11 protein-coding genes are annotated in these 21,343 nt (G+C 45.2%); 8 read left to right on the plus strand and 3 right to left on the minus strand.

All coding sequences use genetic code 11. From position 1 onward, the window contains the following. Window positions 1–164 precede the first annotated feature (164 nt). The 8 genes from NG821_RS07830 to NG821_RS07865 all read left to right on the plus strand — a co-directional run bounded on the left by NG821_RS07830 (window position 165) and on the right by NG821_RS07865 (window position 15,937). On the plus strand, window positions 165–1,511 hold the full coding sequence (locus NG821_RS07830; protein WP_252761106.1) for a glycoside hydrolase family 3 C-terminal domain-containing protein: 1,347 nt from the start codon (window positions 165–167) through the stop codon (window positions 1,509–1,511). 70 nt (window positions 1,512–1,581) lie between these two features. Continuing rightward, window positions 1,582–3,876: a TonB-dependent receptor gene (locus NG821_RS07835; protein WP_252761107.1), complete on the plus strand. Its 2,295-nt coding sequence runs from the start codon at window positions 1,582–1,584 to the stop codon at window positions 3,874–3,876. Between the two features lie 296 nt (window positions 3,877–4,172). Then, a complete protein-coding gene (locus NG821_RS07840) occupies window positions 4,173–5,186 on the plus strand; it encodes a nucleoside hydrolase (protein WP_252761108.1) in 1,014 nt (337 codons plus the stop codon). A gap of 30 nt (window positions 5,187–5,216) precedes the next feature. Next, on the plus strand, window positions 5,217–7,535 hold the full coding sequence (locus NG821_RS07845; RefSeq protein WP_252761109.1) for a glycoside hydrolase family 3 protein: 2,319 nt from the start codon (window positions 5,217–5,219) through the stop codon (window positions 7,533–7,535). A 2-nt stretch (window positions 7,536–7,537) separates the two neighbouring features. Continuing rightward, window positions 7,538–11,101 carry an alpha-L-rhamnosidase gene (locus tag NG821_RS07850; protein ID WP_252761110.1) on the plus strand — a complete coding sequence of 1,188 codons (3,564 nt, stop codon included), beginning with the start codon at window positions 7,538–7,540 and terminating at the stop codon, window positions 11,099–11,101. A gap of 33 nt (window positions 11,102–11,134) precedes the next feature. After that, the gene (locus NG821_RS07855; protein ID WP_252761111.1) at window positions 11,135–12,355 is read left to right on the plus strand and encodes an anaerobic sulfatase-maturation protein; all 1,221 of its coding nucleotides are present in this window, start codon (window positions 11,135–11,137) and stop codon (window positions 12,353–12,355) included. Window positions 12,356–12,371: 16 nt separating this feature from the next. After that, complete coding sequence (locus NG821_RS07860) at window positions 12,372–13,979, plus strand: carboxylesterase/lipase family protein (RefSeq protein ID WP_252761112.1); 1,608 nt, start codon at window positions 12,372–12,374, stop codon at window positions 13,977–13,979. 380 nt (window positions 13,980–14,359) lie between these two features. Next, the gene (locus NG821_RS07865; RefSeq protein WP_252761113.1) at window positions 14,360–15,937 is read left to right on the plus strand and encodes a DUF6377 domain-containing protein; all 1,578 of its coding nucleotides are present in this window, start codon (window positions 14,360–14,362) and stop codon (window positions 15,935–15,937) included. A gap of 120 nt (window positions 15,938–16,057) precedes the next feature. Here NG821_RS07865 and NG821_RS07870 read toward each other — a convergent pair whose 3' ends face one another. The 3 genes from NG821_RS07870 to NG821_RS07880 form a co-directional block, all read right to left on the minus strand. Next, window positions 16,058–17,053 (minus strand): YqiA/YcfP family alpha/beta fold hydrolase, encoded by a 996-nt coding sequence (locus NG821_RS07870; RefSeq protein WP_252761114.1) that lies wholly within the window; start codon window positions 17,051–17,053, stop codon window positions 16,058–16,060. Window positions 17,054–17,262: 209 nt separating this feature from the next. Beyond that, window positions 17,263–19,080 (minus strand): sulfatase-like hydrolase/transferase, encoded by a 1,818-nt coding sequence (locus tag NG821_RS07875; RefSeq protein WP_252761115.1) that lies wholly within the window; start codon window positions 19,078–19,080, stop codon window positions 17,263–17,265. Between the two features lie 181 nt (window positions 19,081–19,261). Then, entirely contained in the window at window positions 19,262–21,250 is a 1,989-nt protein-coding gene (locus NG821_RS07880) for a helix-hairpin-helix domain-containing protein (RefSeq protein ID WP_252761116.1), read from the minus strand. Window positions 21,251–21,343 lie beyond the last annotated feature (93 nt).

Genomic DNA, 21,343 nt, shown 5'->3' on the forward strand with positions numbered 1-21,343 from the left:
ATGAGTTTGAGCGTTTTGTCTGTTTATTTTATCAATACAAATATACAAAATTTCCCTGTAACAAGGGCACTCAAACTCACTTTTATTTGTTAAATAAATCAATTCTTTTTACTTCCGAAACTTGAGTTAAATATCTGAATGAGAACGTTAAGCGTATTCTTCAGATGATAGTCAAGACTCCCCGTTTCAAGGATTATAAATATACGAACAAACCTGACTTGAACGCTCATGCTCAGATTACACGTAATTCAGCAGCTGAAGGAACGGTATTGTTGGAAAACAAAGGTGCTTTACCATTTGCAAGTAATGTGAAGAATATTGCACTTTACGGAGTTGGCAGTTATGATCCGATTCCCGGTGGTACCGGCTCTGGAAATGTCAATAGTTCCTATACTGTTTCTATTGTGGAAGGTCTCCGCAACAACAACTATCAGGTAGATAACCGGATTCTGAATACCTATAACTCTTATGTTAAGCCGGCTAAAGCTGAAATAGCCAAACAGCCTCATGAATGGTGGCAGACGCTCCCATTGCCTAAAGAGATCGTGCCTGCTGACAGTGATCTGACTAGAGCTGCCAAAGATGATGACATCGCTGTCATTACGTTGGAACGGTTGTCAGGTGAAGGTTCTGACCGTTCGATCGCTGATTTTAATCTCTCGAAAGAAGAGTTGGAGTTGATTAATAAGGTAACAGATGCTTTTCATAAAGAAGGCAAGAAAGCTGTTGTCGTCCTTAATATCGGTGGTGTCATAGAGTCGGCTTCTTGGAAGAATATTCCGGATGCTATCTTGCTGCCGTGGCAATGTGGCCAGGAGATCGGTAATTCTGTTGCAGATATCTTGTCAGGGAAGTTGTTCCCTTCAGGCAAATTACCTATGACATGGCCTGTTTCTGTCGATGATGTTCCTTCTACCAAGAATTTCCCTGCTACAGGAATGGAAGTCAATAGTTTCGCCAAAGGACAGACAAAGTACCAGAAGATGAAGAATGTCGGCTACACCAATTATGAAGAAGGTATTTATGTCGGCTACCGTTACTTTGACAGTTTTAAGAAAAATGTCTCTTATCCTTTCGGTTACGGCCTGTCTTATACCAAATTTACTTACAGTAATCCGACTGTCGTAAATGACGGTAATCTTATTCAGGTCAGTGTTACGGTCACCAATGACGGTCCTTGTGCCGGCAAAGAAGTTGCTGAAGTTTATGTCACTGCTCCAAAAGGACACGAAGATAAACCTGCACAGGAATTGAAGGCTTTTGCTAAGACCCGTACTTTGCAACCTCATGAGAGCCAGACTTTGAAGATGACAGTAGCCAAGAGCGACCTCGCCTCTTTTGATGAGAAAGCCAGTGCTTGGGTTGTAGATCCCGGAACTTATGTCTTTAAAGTAGGGGCTTCAAGCCGAGATCTCAAAGGTACTGCTTCTATCAAAGTGAGTGGTATGAAAACTAAGGTACATGATGTCTTGAAACCTGTTGTCAAGTTGAATGTCTTGGCCCAGAAATAAATAACCTAAACAGTTCTCTATCATATCAATTAAGACTATCGTTCAATACAACCATTTAAACTAAAAACTTATGAAGATATCTAATTTGGTGTTCCTGACTCTATCAGGAATACTGCTACCTATGCCTTCCCTGGCTCTCAACAATAAGGAAGTGAGCAAGGATAGTGTCCAGAACACGAAGGAGGTAACAAACCGAAATATGTTGTTGAACGCCTCAAGTGCTGACCAACCACGTCAGATCAACGTCGGTCTGCCTGCCAGTTTGAGCGCTACAATTTTTGAAGACGGTCTGCCTGTCTCTTATTCAGCATGGCCGGATATGCCTTATTTCTCATGGTTCGGCGGGACGAGTTATGGAAAAGTTTCAGGCTTGAGTCTGAGTGAAGGCGCCTTACAGTATGGGGCTGTCGGTTATATAGTGGACAGCTATCATAAACAGTCAGGGGATCATTTCAACGGGACAGTGAATTACCAGTTGAACAACTATGGCCGCCAGGTCTTTGATGCGACTCTGACAGGTCCTATTGCCAAAGGCTGGGGCTATATGATCAGTTCTCACCAGATTTGGGATCCGGGCTATGCAAAACTCCAGGCCGCTGACCTTCAGACACGTATGCAGAATTATAAGGTCATGATCGACAAGCATTTTGCCAGTGGAAGAGGCTATGCAAGTTTGCTCTATCAATATTGCCGGTATATCAATACAGGCTCATCTTATGCTCCTTTCATTTATGTCGGTGACGGTAGCGTGAAGAAATACAATGGATTCGACTATGCTACTGATGCTTATTATGGCAATGAGGCTTCTTCTTTCTCTTATTTGGACGTCATGGACGGTAAGGTCAAGTCTAAAACTTGGAAAGATGCCGGAACGACTGATAACCATCAGGTGACGTTTCATCTGAACTATAATTTTAAGAACGGGACTAATCTGGATGTTTCCAGTAAAGCTAAATTCGGTGACGTGAGTATGGCCTTGAATGGCGTCTCGGGGATAGTCTCCAATGCAGGCGGCTATTATTATGCCAACGGCAGTGCCTTTACAGGTGACTATATTCAGAATCGCTGGATGATGTATGTCCCGGGTTTTGAACGTGACTGGTTGACTACCGCCATACTGAAAGGTACGAGCAAAAACAATCGTCATAGTTGGCGCGTAGGTGCGAATATCTGGTACAATCGTGGTGGAAATATGCAGATGAACACTGTTATGGCACATGAAGTGAAAGAAGATCCTGCAGAACTTTATGTCAAGAACAGTGATGGTACACTGACTAGTGGCGTCTCTTATAATCCCGGTAGTGGAGAGTACTACGACGGTCATGAAAATAAGTATGCGGTTTTCGCCAGTGATGACTGGACGATTTCCAAGAGATTGTGGATGAGTCTCGGTGCTCGTTTTGAATATCTTGGTTATAGCGGCAAGGCTGCCTTGGATGAAGGTGACTATGACAATACACGTACTCAAGGATGGTGGATCGGCGCTAATAAGAAAGGTGGAATAGACCGCTTCACAGGTGATTTCATCAACCCTTCAGTCGCTTATAATATCCACTATACGATTGCTCCGGGATTCGGACTTTTAGGTGAATACGTCTATGTTCGCCAACGTCCTAATCTTCAGGATTATGCCGGTGAATTCCTCCCGACAACTGCTCCTGTAAACATCAATATGGGCCGTGCCGGAATCTTCTGGAACAACAGTTGGATCCAGTTGGTTTCTCAGGTGTCCATGATTACTCAGACAAACTATAAGGCACGTACAACCTTCTATCATGTAATGCAGAACAATGCTACTGATGGAAGTGCCTATACTAAAGGTGAAGAGGTGAGCGTGACACAGCCTATTACTTATAATGTACGGACTGTAGGTTGGACGACTGACTTTGTGCTGTCACCGTTTAAAGGTTTTACTTTTCACGGATTGTTGACTTTACAAGACCCAGTGTATAAGAAATTCAGTATCTTTGCAACATTCCCCGATGGGGTGACTGATGGCGCAAATGTTTCAGGCAACACCGTGACGGCAATGTCTAAAGTTCTGGTAGAACTGGATCCTTCTTACAGCTGGGGCAAATGGAATGTCGGATTGAATTTCCGTTATTTCAGCAAGCAGTATATCAACAAGACAAATACACTGTATTTTAATGGCCATTGGGAGTCTTTCGGACATCTCAACTATATGTTGAACAAGACGGTATTCTTCTCTCTGAATGTTGTCAACTTCCTGAATGAGACAGGTGCAACGGGTAGTATAGGTGCAGCAGATCTGGTTACGGATATCTCCAAGTACAAGAACTATCTGATGTCAGGTTCTTACCTTCGCCCATTTGAAGTTTCACTCTCTACGACAATTAACTTTTAATTGGTTTTAATGATGTACAAGGGAAAGGCACCTCCTGCAAAAGGGCAGGTGCCTTTCTTCATTAGAAGAACGAAATACTATGAAGAAATATCATTTGATCTTACAGTTTCCTGATTTTATCCCTTTGATGACCAATAACTATTTAGGTCAGAAAGAAGAGCAGATTTAAGCAATGCTCACGAAGAGTTACGGGATATATATAGAAGAACCACGTTAAGGACTTCCATGGGATTTATCCGGTACTCAGTATCTTGACGACAGAGATTATACGTAACAATCTTAAAAATAATCAGACAATGAGAAAAATATTACTTGGTATCTTATTTTTATTGGGATTTGCAACCGGTTATGCTGCGAGTCCTCAGAAAACCTTTGTAATGCCACCCATGAAAGTCATTATTGATAATGATTTCTGTGGAGATCCTGACGGACTTTTCCAACTCACTCATCAATTGCTTTGCAAATCGTGTGATATACGTGCTATTGTGGGTGGACATATAGATCCTCAGACAGGGGCTAAGGCAAATGTCGATCAGGCAATGGAGTCTTGTGAAAAGGCTAATAAAGTTTTAGAACTTCTAGGTATGAAAGGAAAAGTAAAAGTTGTTCCCGGAGCTAAGTCGGGACTGACTTCTACAGACACGCCGATAGAATCAGAAGGTGCACGTGTCATCGTGGAAGAGGCTAGAAAATGTTCCCCTCAAAGACCTCTATATGTGTTATGTGGTGCAAGTCTGACGGATATAGCTAGTGCTCACCTGATGGATCCTTCAATAGATGACAAGGTTATTGTCGTCTGGATTGGTGGACAGGAATATCCGGGAATAGGCAGCTATCCTCCTCCAGGTTATTCTAAGGTTGAGTACAACCTTGGTCTTTCTATTCCAGCAGGACAAGTGATTTTCAATAAGAGTACGATGTGTATTTGGCAGGTCCCTCGTGATGCTTACCGACAGTGTCTCTATAGTTTTGATGAAGTGAAGGTCAAGATAGCTCCTTATGGTAAGATAGGCAAATACCTCTCGGATCAGTTGGACGAAACCGTGTCGATGTGTGCAAAGTTAGGTTTCTTAATGGATGAAAGTTATGTTCTCGGTGATAGTCCATTGGTATTATTGTCAGCGCTTCAAAGTGGTTATAACGCAGATCCGTCATCTTCTCAATACCAGTATGTGTCTTGTCCGACGATTAATGATGACGGTTCATACGGTTTCAATCATGAAGGGCGGAAAATCAGAGTCTACACATATATCGACAATCGTCTGATGTTCGGTGATCTGGAGGCTAAAATGCAATTGCTTGGTAAATAGAAGAATTTGAACCTTTAAAGATTTATTCTTATGAAGAATAAGAAAACGAATTTTATCCCCGTTATCGGGTTGTTGCTCCTTGTGTCATGGGCACCCGGTAAGCAAAAGAATATAGGAGTCAACAAAGGGCAGTATAATCTGGTCGAACAGTCAGGTGGTGCTACGCTTGGCTATTCTCCAAAGTCAGGTGTTCAATTGATAAAATCCGGTAAGTACTATTTCAAGGATTTGAACCGTAACGGTAAATTGGACAAGTATGAAGACTGGCGCCTTCCTTTTGAGGAGCGGGCCCGTGATCTTGCCTCCCGACTCTCTTATGACGAGATTGCAGGATTGATGCTGTATAGCGCTCATCAGCAGATCCCTGCTCCGGCACAAGGATACGGTGCTTCTACTTACAATGGAAAATCTTTTGCGGAAAGTGGAGCACAGGCATCTGATCTGAGTGATGTCCAGAAGCAGTTTCTGAAAAATGACCATCTGCGTGCCGTTCTCGTGACAAAAGTGAAAAGTCCTGAAACAGCCGCTATATGGAGCAACAACCTCCAGGCGTATGTGGAAGGTCTGGATCATGGTATTCCGGCTAACAATAGTTCGGATCCTCGTCATGAGACCACTGCCAACGCCGAATACAATTATGGTGCAGGAGGAGAAATCTCCCAGTGGCCTTCTTCTTTGGGGATGGCAGCCACCTTTGATCCCTCTCTCGTAAAAGAGTTTGGCAGAATCGGGGCGAAGGAATACCGTGCTTTGGGCATTACGACAGCACTGTCTCCTCAAGTGGATATAGCTTCTGAACCGAGATGGGCTCGCTTTTCAGGGACTTTCGGAGAAGGCTACAAACTGTCTATTGCTATGGCGAAAGCGTATATTGACGGCTTCCAGACTTCTGAAGGCAAGGATGAGATTGCTGACGGATGGGGTCGGGCAAGTGTTGTCGCCATGGTCAAACACTGGCCAGGTTGCGGTCCGGAGGAAGCCGGTCGCGACTCACACTATGCCTATGGTAAATATGCCGTTTATCCAGGGAACAACCTGAAGGGGATGCTGAAACCCTTTGTAGAAGGAGCCTTCCAACTAGATGGCCCTACCCGGTGCGCAGGAGCGATCATGCCTTCTTATCCGATTGCATTCAATCAGAATACTGGCGGGGTGGCAAGCAGTTACAGCAAGGTGCTCATTACAGATATGCTTCGTCATCAATACCATTTCGATGGCGTAGTATGTACAGACTGGATGATCACTGCTGACAATGCCGATGTCCCTGCTTTTGATGGAAAATGCTGGGGAGTGGAGCATCTGTCTGTTCCTGAACGGCATTATATGATTTTGAAAGCCGGCGTGGATCAGTTTGGTGGTAACAATGACAAGGGTCCTGTCCTGGAAGCCTTCCAGATGGGTATCAGGGAGTATGGCAAGGCCGTATGGGACAAGAGAATCCGCGAGTCTGCCCGCCGTCTGCTTCTGCCTATGTTCAGGACCGGACTGTTCGAAAATCCTTATCTTGATCCGGCAGAGACAAAAGCCGTTGTAGGCAATAAAGATTTCATGAAAGCAGGCTATGATGCGCAGGTCAAGTCTATCGTCATGCTGAAAAACCATAATCATGTTCTTCCTCTAAAGGGCAACAGATTAAAGGTCTATATCCCACAGCGGCATTTCCCGTCAGTAGTCGATTTCTTCGGGAACGTGATGAAAGATTACTGGGCTGATCCTGTAGAGAAGAGTCTCGTATCCAAATATTATGATATTGTCTCCAACCCGGAAGAAGCTGATTTTGCCATTGTGTTCATGCAGGAACCTGTCAGTGGCACTGGCTATGATGTCAAGGATCGGGACAAAGGCTCAAACGGTTATGTACCTATCAGCCTGCAGTATAATGACTATACGGCTGTATATGGCCGTGCGACCAGCATCTCAGGCGGTGATCCTCATGAGTCTTTCACGAACCGCAGTTATAAAGGCAAGACGGTGAAGACTGCCAATAAGGATGATCTGTTGTCTGTTCTGGAGACTAAGAGAAAGATGGGTAGCAAACCTGTCATTGTCGCCTTGGCTGCAACGAGACCCGTGATTGTATCGGAATTTGAAAAGTCAGCCGATGCCGTACTTGTCAGTTTCGGTACGAGCAATCAGCCTTTCCTCGATCTGATTAGCGGGCGGAATGAACCCTCCGGACTGTTGCCTTGCCAGTTTCCGGTCGACATGAAAACTGTGGAGGAACAGAAGGAAGACGTCCCTCGGGACATGATTCCTTATATTGATTCGGATGGTCATACTTACGATTATGCTTTCGGTATGAATTGGAGTGGGGTCATCAATGATAGTCGTGTACAAAAATATAAATGAAAATGGTCAGATTGAAAAGTCATATTTTGATTAAGGCATTATGCTTTGGAGTTATAATGCTCTATTGTGCAACTATGGCGATGGCCCATGCTTCATTTGATCTTAAAGCTTTGAGGGTAGAGTACACTGATATGCCCTTGGGCATTGACGTGGCACAACCTCGGTTCAGTTGGCAGATGGTCTCTCCTGAACGAGGTGCAGCCCAGTCGGCTTATAGGATTACCGTGAAGGATGAAAATGGTAAAGAGGTCTGGAACTCCGGAAAAGTCAATGATCCTTCTGCTCTGAATATTCTTTATCAAGGGCAGTCTCTTCAACCTTCGACGCGTTACCTTTGGACAGTGACTGTATGGAATAACAAGGGTGAGCAGAATTCCGATACTTCCTGGTTTGAAACGGGTCTGATGTGCAATTCTGACAAGAGTCCGGCATGGAGCGGTGCAAAATGGATCGGGGGAGATGATTCTGACGGACTGACTTTCTACAGTCAGTACCTGCCGGTATTTCGACTTCGTTTCGGAATTACCCTTGACAAGCGTACGCATAGTACGGCAGCAGGGTTTATCTATGGCGCTAACGATATCCGGTTGATGAACCGCAACAAGAATATCCTCAATGTGGAAAATTCCAGGAATGCCTCTTATGTTAAAGTGGCATTGAACACTCATGGACTGGCTATAGGTGACAGTGCTTCTGTTGAGGTCTATCGCGTTGGCTACACCGTAAAAGATCGTGCAGATGTACCGTTTGCCGTTTTCAAAATCCCTACAGATCTGGTCAATAAAACCAATCAATACAGCAAGCATCTCTTTGAAATTTCTTCCATGCATGGCACGACTTGCATTGATGTGGATGGAAAAGAAGTGGGAGAGGTCAACCTGAATCCTATGGGGAAGGGAGGGGACTATATTTCTTTTCCGGTCGTAGGAGATATCGGTTATAGTGTTGCGGAACGTCAGAAAGCGACATTCAGTGATATAGCCATCCTCAACTTCCGTCTGCCCCGCCATGCCTTGTCAACGGTGAGCGGTGCGGTGACTGTGAGTGGCAAGACACAGATATTTACTCCGCAAGAGACTGGAGCACCAATGCTCAGAACTGCCTTTCAACTTTGGAACAAACCTGTTGAGAGTGCCCGCATCTATGCCACCTCAAGAGGTATTTATGAATTGTATTTGAATGGAAAGAGAATAGGCAATGATTTCCTTGATCCGGGACTGACCCAGTATAACAAGACGCAGTTTTATCAGACCTTCGATGTGACTTCTCAGATCGAGAATGGTGCCAATGCTTTGGGCGCTGTGATGAATGAGGGCTGGTGGAGCGGTGCGATCTCGTTCTCAGGAGAAAACTGGAATTTCTTCGGAGATAAACAGTCACTTTTGGCTAAACTTGTCGTCACTTATCAGGATCATACACAACAGGTGATCGTGACGGATCCTTCGACATGGCAATTTTATAACAATGGTCCTGTCCGTATCGGCAGCCTCTTTCAGGGCGAAGTGTATGATGCTACAAGAGAAGCGGCAGTAAAGGATTGGAGTACAGTAGGATATAATGCGTCTGAGTGGTCCCGTGCCAAAGAAGTGCCTTTGGAGGGGACAATCAGCCACGAGCAGATCAAGAACTTCCTCAACTGGCCTTGTCCGGATGATTACTCTCATTTTACCCTGACGGCACAGTTGGGCAAACCTGTACGTTTGAACCGGATGTTGACAGCCAAGATCGTCAAGGAAGTTCGTCCAGGTGTCTATGTCTATGACATGGGACAGAATATGGCGGGTGTTCCCCATATTGACTTTGCGGGTCTGCAACCTGGAACGAAGGTGATGATGCGCTATGCGGAAATGACCTACCCTGACCTGCCGGAATACAAAGACCATGTCGGCATGGTCATGCTGGAGAATATGCGCGGGGCAATGGATCAGGATATCTACGTGGCTAAAGGCGGCAATGAGACCTTTGAACCTCGTTATACTTATCACGGCTATCGTTATGTCGAGATCACCGGTATCCCTTCAGCACTTCCTACAACTTGTGTCAAGGGACTCGTCTTGAGTACGGTCGACCAACTTTCATCTGAGTATGAGACGGATAACAAGGAACTCAACCGGTTCTTCCTCAATACACAATGGTCTTCCCTGGCAAATATCTTCTCTATCCCGACCGATTGTCCTCAGCGGAATGAGCGTATGGGATGGAGCGGTGACCTTTCTGTCTTCTCGCCTACGATGTCGTACATGTTCAATGGTGCAGAGTTTCTCCGTCGCCACCTCATCGCACTTCGGGATGTGCAGGAATCTGACGGGGCTTTTACGCCTATAGCTCCCATAGGCGGAGGTTTTGGCGGTCCGTTATGGCAGAGTGTAGGAATCACGATGCCTTGGCAGAGTTATCTGCAATATGACGATATCAATGCGCTCAAGGAGCATTATCCTTCGATGTGCCGGTATATCAATCTCGTCCTCAACAAGTATATCGATTCTGAAGCACATTATTATCGTGGTACGGGAGGTATGGCAGACTTGGGTGACTGGTTGGGATTCGAAGTCAACAAGAATGACAATTCTCTCATTTTCGACTGTTATCTGACTTACGAACTCCAGATCATGAGTCGTATCGCCAGAGTTCTGGGTCAACCGGAGGATGCTGAGCGATTTGAGAAAGAACGTCAGATACGCATCAATTTCATCAATGCCCATTACATCGATCCGGTTACGTGCAAGACTGTGGGCACGGGCTTCGGAGAGATCAAACAGTCACCTTTGGGTCCCTATGGTCCTAAGCGGAAGGGCGTGTTGATCGATACGCAGACTTCTTATGCCCTGCCTTTGGCTTTTGGTATCGTCGATGAGAAATATAAGCAGAAGTTTATTGAGAACTTCCTGAATACGATCTCCCGGCAGAGTGTGGGGGATGACGGGAAAACTTATCCACAGTATTCCCTGATGACCGGGTTTATCGGGACGGCATGGATCAGTATGGCTCTTTCTGAGGTTGGTCATACGGATGATGCTTACAAGATGCTTCTCAATACACATTTTCCTTCTTGGTTGTATCCTGTGGAACAGGGCGCCACCACTATATGGGAACGTCTCAACTCTTATACCAAGACGGATGGCTTTGGCGGGAACAACAGTATGAACTCCTTTAACCACTATGCTTTCGGATCTGTGACCAACTGGATCATACAGCGTTCTTTGGGGATTTCCCGCGATGAAAACGCACCCGGATTCAAGCATTTCATCCTTCGACCGGAAGTGGATCCTACCGGTTCACTGAATGAGGCTCATGGTTATTACGATTCGATGTACGGTCGTATCGAGAGCAGTTGGAAGAAGACCGGTGACCGTATTGCCTATCAGTTTGTGATACCTGCCAATACTTCTGCTACCCTTTACCTGCCTTTGACTAAGATAAATGGGGTTACGGTCAATGGTATGAAACTCAAAAAGGCTGAGGGCGTAACACTAAAATCTGCCCGGAAAGACAAGTTGGCTATGGAACTTGTTTCTGGAATGTATAAAATTGAATTAAAAACGTCTTTTCTCGAAAAAAATTATTAATATTGCCTATAGACAACCTTCAACACGAGTAAGATGACATCCACCGCTGTTCCTTTTGGAAAACCCATATATGTTATGTTGAAACCTGCCGGATCATTGTGTAATCTGGCATGCAAGTACTGCTATTATCTGGAGAAAGGAAATTTGTACAAGAAGTACAAGGATCGTGTGATTTCTGATGAACTCCTCGAAAAGTTCGTACAGGAGTATATCGAATCACAAACGCTTCCCCAAGTTCTTTTCACCTGGCATGGCGGTGAGACGCTGATGCGCCCTATCTCTTTTTATCAGAGGGCGCTGGCTTTGGAGAGAAAATATGCCGGGGGAAGACAGATCGATAACTGTATCCAGACGAACGGCACGCTATTGACAGACGAATGGTGTGAGTTTTTCAAGGCGAATCACTTCCTTGTCGGCGTATCCATAGACGGGCCTCAGGAGTTTCATGATGAATACCGAAAGGCGAGAAGCGGGAGGCCTTCTTTCAGGAAAGTCATGGAGGGCATACGACTGCTTGACAAGCATGAGGTGGAATGGAATGCTCTGGCTGTCATCAACGATTTCAATGCTGATTATCCTTTGGAGTTTTATCATTTCTTCAAGTCTATCCATTGCCAATATATCCAGTTTACGCCTATCGTGGAACGTCTAGTACACAGGCCGGACGGGTTGACACTGGCTCCAGGTATGCAAGGACAGGGACAGTTGGCGGATTTCTCGATCACTGCAGACCAATGGGGGAATTTCCTTTGCACTCTTTTCGACGAATGGGTCAAGGAGGATGTGGGAAAGTATTACATCCAACTCTTTGACGCAACGTTGGCCAATTGGGTAGGAGCGGCTCCTGGGATCTGCGATATGGCTCGGGAATGCGGACAGGCTGCGGTGATGGAATTCAATGGGGATGTGTATTCCTGTGACCATTTTGTTTATCCTGAATATAAATTGGGTAACTTGCGGGACAAGACTTTGACGGAAATGATGTACTCAAAGCGACAGCGCGATTTCGGGAAAATGAAATACGAGAGTTTGCCACGGCAATGCCGGGAATGTGAATTCTTGTTTGCCTGCCATGGCGAATGTCCTAAAAACAGATTTATAAAGGACAAGTATGGCGAATTTGGACTGAACTATCTTTGTAAAGGCTATTACCGTTTTTTCCAGCATGTCGCGCCCTATATGGATTTTATGAAGAAAGAACTGGAAGCCCACAGACCTCCAGCTAATATAATGAGTCAATTTAATAAACGATAAAAACAAAATCATGAAAATGCGATTTTTAATAACTTGCTTTACGGCTATTCTCTTCTCTGGAGAGATCTTAGCCCAGAATGCACCTCAGGTAACGACTCAGAACGGAGTTCTGGAAGGCGTTGACTCATCAGGTGTCAAAATTTTCAAAGGAGTTCCTTTTGCTGCCCCCCCTGTAGGAGCATTGAGATGGAAAGCACCACAACCGGTGAAAAACTGGCAAGGCGTGCGCAAGGCTACTGAATACGGACCTAATCCGATGCAGGAAAATGTCTTTGGAGATATGGATTTCGGAACACCTAAGATGAGTGAGGACTGCCTCTATCTGAATATCTGGACACCTGCCAAGACAATGAAAGAAAAACTGCCGGTAGTGATCTACTTCAACGGTGGCGGATTGATGGCCGGTAGCGGCAGTGAGCCTCGTTATGCCGGTCTTACGATGGCTAGGAGAGGCATCGTAGCTGTCACAGCTAATTATAGGGAAGGTATTTTCGGCTTCTTCGCCCATCCTCAACTCTCTAAAGAGACGGCTTATAAAGGATCAGGCAATTATGGTTTCCTGGATCAGGTGGCTGCTCTCAGATGGTTGAAAGAGAATATCGCTGCTTTCGGTGGTGATTCTGACCATATTACTGTTGCCGGCGAATCTGCCGGTTCTATGTCCGTGAGTATCCTCATGGCTTCTCCTTTGGCTAAGGGTCTGTTCCAACAGGCAATAGGTTCAAGTGGCTCTGTCATGGGATTCAAGAAACTCCCAACTTTGAAAGAGGCCGAACAAATGGGTGTGGAACAGGCTAAGAAGATGGGCTTTAAGAATATCAGTGATCTGCGTGCCTTGCCTGCTGAAAAACTCATGAAACTTGCTTCTGTTCACAGTGTGCCGGTCTATAATCTCGACGGTTATTTCATGTCTGAACAACCGGTTGACGTGTATGCTAAAGGCGCTCAGGCTCAAGTACCTCTGCTGGTCGGAGGCAACTCCCTGGAAATGCCTATAGCTTTCATCTTGGGCAAAAACCCTGCAACATTGGAAATGATAAAAGCTTTTGCCCGTCCTGTCTTTGGCAATCGGACTGATGAGGTTTTGAATCTTTATGGCCTCAAGAGTGATGCCGATGTACTGAAAGCACCGGGTGATCTCTTCAGCAATGATAATTTTATTGCCTATAGCACTTGGAAATGGAGTAATCTGCATCAGAAAACGACTTCACAACCAGTGTACCGTTATCTCTATTGCCATCCGCGGCCTGATATGGTCGTCAAGGATAAGGTGGCAGGACTTGCCGGTGGCGTGCAGGATGCAAAGGGACAGGCTCCACAACCTAAACTGAATGGCGCCGTACATTCTGCCGACATTGAATATGCTATGGGTAATCTACCGACAAATAGGGTCTATGACTGGCAACCGGAGGATTATGTCGTGTCTGATATCTTCAACAGTTATTATGTGAATTTTATCAAGACCGGAAATCCTAATGGACTCGGCCTGCCGGAATGGGTGCCTATCAACGGAAAGGCTGTCCCTGAGGTCTTGCAGATCGATGTGAATACTGTCGAAAAGACTGATCCGGAGATGGAAAACCGCTACCATGTCATTGACAGTATTATCTACGGCAATAAGTAAACGTTAAACCGAAATTATCAGAAACTTTTCTGGCCGGGTGTATCGGGTCTTACCTGATGGCACCCGGCCATTTTTCGTCTGTTGTACTCAGGTCGTTCCGGTATATCGGATTCACAAGCGAAAACTTCATGTTCTTTTGAACCATCGGGTAGAGCAGGCAGGTCTCTTGACTTAGAGGACATGGATGCTTAACATTTTTTATAACAAGTTTGAGATAGTGTTAATTGTAAAATGACTATTTTTGCCAAATGTTATACCTATTTGACAAGAAATTTCCTGCAAAATTAATCCTTTCAAAAGTATCATTCTGTCTGCAAGGACTGGTACCTTTGAGTCTCTTGTTTTTCCTTGTGTCTTGTCATCAGTCCCCCCAGCAAAAAATGTTGGAGAAAGACTTTGAGGAGCTGGACAATGTCGTAGCGAATCGCAATCAGTATATCAGTAATAAGGAACGGAATGTAGCTACTCTCAAGAGGGAAATGCTGTCTTATACGACGGTCTCTGACAAATATGTCTATTCCAAGAGACTCTACGATGAATATATGAAATTCAATCCTGATTCAGCTGCATACTATTCCCGGATGTCACAGAAATATGCTTTGGAAGGTGGCATGCATCAGGAATATCTGCAGGCTAAGATTGATGCTTTGCTGCTGACAATCCTCAGTGGTGACTATTATAAGGCAAAAATCAAAATCGACGAGATGGGTCCTATTGACCAACTCCCACTGCTTGTCCGGCCGAAAATGGCTATTGTGTACTTGGAATTCTATATGAGACTCCGTCAAATTTCCGCCAATGAAATAGACAGCAGGTTCGGGATGACTAAAAACGAATGTTGGAAGTCTTTCGGTAAATATCTGGATCCTCATGACTGGATGTATGATTATTATGAAAATTGCATTTTGCAATGTAATAACCGTCGTCGTCTTCTAGTAGATTTTTCCAAGACGCAGGAGCCTTCTGTACAGGCTGCGATGCTGGCTTTCTCTATAGCCACTACTTATCAGATGGAGCACAATGATGCGATGTATTGCCACTGGCTGATCCGTTCTTCCATCAATGATGTGGCGTCTGCTAACAGGGAGGTCCAGTCTTTGGTCACGCTGATCATGAGTCCGTTTGTCGATAAGAACAGTTCCAGAGCATTCAATTACCTAATGGCTTGTACGGACAATGCACATTATTATAAGGATTACGGCAGAAGTCTGGCAGTTCTGAATGCCCATCAGGCAATCACTAAAAGTGTGTTTACAAGTTTGAATGACAGAAATAAACTCTTGATCGGGATTATCGTGTTGCTCTCTCTGTCTGCTGTGATCATTACGGTCCAGTTGTATGTCATCATTTCCAGAAGGCGGAATCTGGTGCGGGCATTCCATAAGATGGAAGGGATGAACCACCAGTTGCAAACAGTCATCAACCGGAAAAATGTGGTTGAGCGGCAACTGAAACAGAACAATATCCGTTTGAAGGATGAAATAGATTACCGTAACAGTAATTTCCTCAATGTCTACAAACTTGTATCTGAGTATATTTCCGATGTCAAGAATTTCAGAAAGTCGATCTTTAATCTCGTGACGGCAGGGAAAATAGATAAGGTGAGAAAAGAACTGGCTTCAGACAATGCCGAAGATAAATATCTCCGTCAATTCTACATCCAGTTTGATAAGGCTTTCCTTTCTTCTCACCCTGATTTTCTGGAACGTTTCAACGCACTTTTAAAACCCGATTGCCAAGTTAAACTTACGGAGGAGGGAGGGTTGACACCGGAACTGCGGATCTATGCTCTCGTCAGCATCGGGATCACTGACAGTATCAGCATCGCCCAGTTTCTGCATTATTCCCCTCAAACTATTTATAATTACAGATTGAAGATGAGGCTTCGGGCTGTCGTCGAGAAAAAGGAATTCGCGGAATATGTCACCCATTTATATGAAAAGAAACCTCAGCCCTAGATCTTTCATAAGTTGATATGAGTTGATCGTATGAGAGTCCTTGGAGAAGGAACTCCCTATTCAGATCGAACTAGGGTTGAGCGTTCTATTTTTGACTAGTTAGTGTTCAGTTTGAAATATTCATTGCCCTCCGAGTCGGTCAAAATAGGTGATGATCTCATCCCAAGTCTTGAATTCGTCACTGCCATATTGCAGATTAGTGCCGAGAAAATTTTCGTCCGGTTTCGGATCAATGCAGTAATCTCCATATAATAAGGTCTTGCGGTTGGTGAACACGAGATGATCGTAGGCTGGTGCGTTCAGGTATTCTTCCACCCAAGCACGGACTTTCTCCGTTTCTTTTGAGTCGTAGTTAGGAGCGGGTGCCACGATATATACCTGATAGTGTTCCAGCAAGGTTTCGAAAGCCTTATGCATGCTTGAAGTAGGATGCCCGTATTTGTCATGTAGGGCATCATAGTGGATATAGACAATAGGTCTTTCCCGTCCCTCTTGCTTGTCATCGATCCAGCGGATAACCGGAATCAGATAATGCCATGCAATCTTATCGATCAGTCTGTGTTCGCCATGGAAGCGAATGGCATTCTTATAATGTTCCCGAAACAGATCGAAGGTATGGACGATGGGATCCTTGTCTCCGAAAAGCCCGTATACTCTGTCTTGTTCCTCGGGTGTGACAGCTTCAAAGCAATGGCTTGAGAACTCTGCATATTCCTTGATGAGTGATTTGGTTACCATGAATTCCTGAACACCGTCCTTACGCGGATTCATGAAAGTCTGTTTTCCGGTCAGGCTGGACATGGTGTCACCCATCTTGAGAGCTGGGTTGACCAAAATCCGGTCAAAGCCATACAGGCGTTCTCCATACATTCCTCCCATTGAAGACCCGATGATCAGATCAGGTTTTTCCTGAGCCGCGAGTTGCTTGAGGAAGGTAAAACCTTCTTCCGGATGCAGCGGAATATCCTCACAGACAAATTTGGCATTCGGCATCAGATGCTGAAGCAGTTTTACAGTACCGGTCTGCCCGGATGACATGAAACCATGGAGGTACATGATTTTCTTACCGGACATCAAATCCGGGAATTGCAGGACAAATGTATTTCCTTTTTCCATAATCTCTGAAATGAATTCACTTACAAAGGTAATAAAAGATTGGAGATTGAAGTAAACCGGACATGGAAAAGTGTATCCGTTGGGAATACCCGGCAATGGACAGGTTGGCTCCGGATTTTTAAGGTATAACAGAAGGACCTCTTCCTGCAAATGTCAATGGTGGGGAAGAGGCCCTTCTGTTGATAGGGTATGACGCTAGATATCGGAGGTCATCTCTTGTAGAAAGCGTTGAGATGTTGCATGGCTTTCTGAAATTGCCTGACATTAATCTGGTACTCTGGTATGGGATTGAGTTTGCTGTCTGTCACACTTAGTGATCCGTCTCCTTCGTGGTTCAGGATTGTGTCTCCCCGGATGATGAAAGCATATTGCAGGTCTCCTCCCGTTACTTCCCATGTCCGGGACTGGCGATCCCACAGATAGTGGCCGAAGCTATAGTCTGAGGGAGGGTTCTGTACACCCAGACAACTGTACATCAGGGTCGGGACAATATCATAGTGTGTGGTCCGGTAGTGGTATCGATGAGGTTTCATGCCCGGAATTTGCATGAGCAGCGGGGTATGGATCTGCCAACGTGAGAAATCGCCGTTGTGTCCCCAGAAGTTCTTATGGTTTTCATTGAATTCCTGGGCATGGTCTCCTGTGATGATGATGACAGTGTTCTTGTCCATCCCGTTTTTCTTCAGGGCAATGAAAATCTGGCGGATCTGTTGGTCGATCTGATTCACGCAGTCTCTATAAAGATTGAAGAATGGCGTGGGGTTCATGCGGTTGTTCAGTTTGGAATAGTCTGCGAAAGTCCAGGCCGGTTTGAATTTCCCTTGCTTGCAGGCCGGTAATGACATGGCATGCGCCAAGTCGTAGAAGACCATTGAGAAGAATGGCTTGCGGGAACGTTTGAGCGCAGGCAATTCCTTGATCATATCTTGGGTGATGCGGACATCACGATCGTATGGCGTTTTACCCGGTGTATTCCTTTGTAAATGGGGGACACGTTGGAAGACGATACGTGCAAATGGCGGGTTGTCAAGTGTGGCGCTGGCATGGATGCGGATGGTATAGTTTTCTTTCAACATCTGGTTGATGAATAGCGGACTGACATGCCCGCTTTCCATATTGCTCCAATAGATAGATGGTACGCTGAAGAAGAGGCCGAAGACGGCATAGCGTGTCCCGTTACTGCTGCTGAAATGGTTGTCGTACCATTGGTTTTCCGTAGCAAACTGATATACGGTGGGCATCGTCTCTGAAGTGAGTGTCCGTGTACTCCAGGAGTCGATGAGAATGAAGATGATATTGGGTTTCTTGGCCTTCTTGATTTTCAGGGGATGAAGTGGATAGTTGAGTTCATCTCCTCCTGCGTGTCCTCGTAAGAGTTGAGCTTCGAGTGGTTGTCGGAAACCTATCTTGATCAGGGTGCGATTGGCTTCCAGTGGGAAATAATAGGGGATGATGCGCGTGCTGGCGATGACGGATGTCTTTTGAACAAACGCGCCGTAGACGTGCATGATGTTCGCGAAGAGCAGACAACTGACGAGAATGCAGACTGTGATGATCTTTGACCGCCTAGAGAACTGGAGTTTACGTGCCGGAAACCACAGACCGATACAGATGGATATGGCAATGATAAGTCCGAAGGCTTCTTTGAGATAGAGCCATGGACTGAAATTGAAGATCTCCCCTGCTCCGGGACCGAATACCATATTGAGTATGATGCCATTCAGATGAAAGCGGTAGAGTTGGAAGACTTGGAGATTGATCAGACAGAGTACGGCTGCCATACTGATCGCTATAAGTATAAGGATCAGGGAAAGTTTCTTCGCCCCAAAGAAGTATTCTGGTATGAAAAACAGAAGGAACAGGACTCCGGTAACCAGAGCAGAGTGACTCAGGCAGGAGGTGGTGAAGTACAACCACCCCGGAAAATCCATGATCTGGCGTGTCGTATCGAAGAAAATATAACTGAACAGCAATACCGCCAAGAATAGGGTCGAGAGGATGTAGTAAGAAAAGGCTTTAGACTTCATTTTGATAATTCATATCTTAAAATGCCGCAAAGATAATAAAAATGAATGTCAATAGACAATAGGTGTGTGATATTTTTCCTCTAATAATTGATTTTATATAGATATCCCTTTGAAAAGACCTTTCTAAATGCAGTTTCATGTCGATATTCCACCAATATATGTGGCACTGTTCCGGGAGAATTCAGAATTTCCATCTGATTTGGAGTTCTAAATCCGTTATGGCGCTCTTAGGGATGAGTTGGTCACCGCTGGAGATATGATTCCGGTCGAAATAATCTGTTGTCCCGGCTTTGACCGTGACCTGAAGGTTCTTGATGATCGTTGTCTTTGCCATTATGGAATAGCGGATACCTTTGCCGTAGAAGGACGGGAAAGAGAGTTGATAGAGCAGTCCGGGTTCATAAATGAAGAGTCTGCTGTCGTAGTCGCCGGTGTGGAAATATCCGAAGTTGCCCGTTAGGAATGTATTCTTATAAGTATAACTCATCTCGAAGGAGTTCATGAACCCCGTGCTGTGTCCCCCGTATTTATAATCGGACAGATCCAATTGTAATTTGCTTGACAGGGGACCGTTGACATAGGTGACAGCCGCTCGTCCTCTCTGTTGCGTATACTGGTCAGTGGACGAAACCTTCAAACTGGTCTTGTTCTTGATTTTCAACCTGTATTGCGCGAAGATATGCCAATGATTCCTGGTCCATGCTGCCGAGAGAAACTGATCCCATGCATGAGCATTGGCAGGCATTAGGTAGTTGGGCCAGGCAAAATAGGCATAGTCGGTATATGCCATCAGAGTGAGTTGGCGGAAAGGTGACCAATTGACTCCGATATAAATGCCATTTTCGTTTTGGATACGACTGCCTTCACTGAAACTGTTGCTGAAGAGCGAATAATATTTATAGGAATAGAACCGATGGAGGGCGATGAGGGTGAGTTCTTCTGTGAGCAATACGGACAGGGAATGAATCGTGGCGAGGGCATGGCAATCTCCTGTTGCTGTCTCTCCTTGGAAGGTCAGGCGTCTGCTGATATAACCGTAATCCGCACTGATATTGTAGAAGGATTTTCCTTTGGGATAATAGTGACGGTAGATCGCTTCAGCAGGTTGTAGCGCTTTATCCAGTTGGTAATGGAAGGCTGTTAGTCCGGCATGAAATCCATTGTGGAACCAATTGAGATGACTGCCGTAAAGGATTTCGGAGGCGTCATGTTTCTTGTCCATTTCTTTGGGTGTCCGGTGATAACCTGTCTTGATGATGGTGGCAATGGTGTTGGTGTCTTTGTTCAGTGTGGCGTCGATCTTCCGATAGGAGACGAAAACTGATAGATCCCAATCTTTTGTGAGTGCTATGGTCGCAGCTGCGCCCTGCAGATAATTGGCGTCAGAGAGGGAAGAGTGAGTTCGTATCCTCCCGTTGCCCTGGCCCAGATGATAGAGCGTCGTGAGTTTACCCAGTCCAAAATTATTGTTCAAGGCCAGTCCCATACCGAAATTCAGTCGGTATCGTCCAAGTGTCAGGTTCTTCAACCGGTGGGCTTTCTGAATTTGGAAATAGAAGGAACAGTAGTCATAACCCCATTTGTTTCGCCCTGAGAAAAAAGGTTCCCCGGCGTCTTGTGAGGCTGCCAACCCCCATTTGATGTAATCACTATAGTGAAACTGGTATCTGATCCAGTGCTTGTAGGGACTTCCGAGATATTTCCCATGGTCTCCTTGACGTCGATAGAAGGGGATCTTGAGGGTTGCCGTCAAAACTTGCTTTCCGTATTTCCCGATCTCCTTTATTGTCGGGAATTTGTCTTCTTTGTCGTTTCCTGCATAGACGAAATAAGGCAAGAGGCGGATCTGCTCATAGTCCAGGGATTCGATCATTGCCAGTTCCCCGAGACTTTTCATACCGCCATATTGGTAGATATAGGCTTGGATATCTTCAATCTGACTTGTTGTCAGGAAAGGCAGGCGACTCAGTTCTTCCCGACTGGCGGTATTGATGTTTAACGGGTTTTCCGAGAGTTCAGTGAGTTCATCATAATCATCCTCGAAGGAGATGTTCTCAAAGTCTTCTGTCTGGTTGAGTTCGTTGAGGTAGTGTTCCCAGGGATAGTTTTCTTGAGCTGAGCATATACTGAGACAGGACGACAACAGCACGAAAAGAAGTGTTCTTTGCATGGCAGGTGTATTAGATTATTGTTTTTATAGTATGTGCAAAGATAGGTGGAATTAATAAAAAAAACAATAAAATAAACCGGAATTTATCAAATG

Source organism: Segatella cerevisiae (genome assembly GCF_024054555.1).
Taxonomy (GTDB): domain Bacteria; phylum Bacteroidota; class Bacteroidia; order Bacteroidales; family Bacteroidaceae; genus Prevotella; species Prevotella cerevisiae.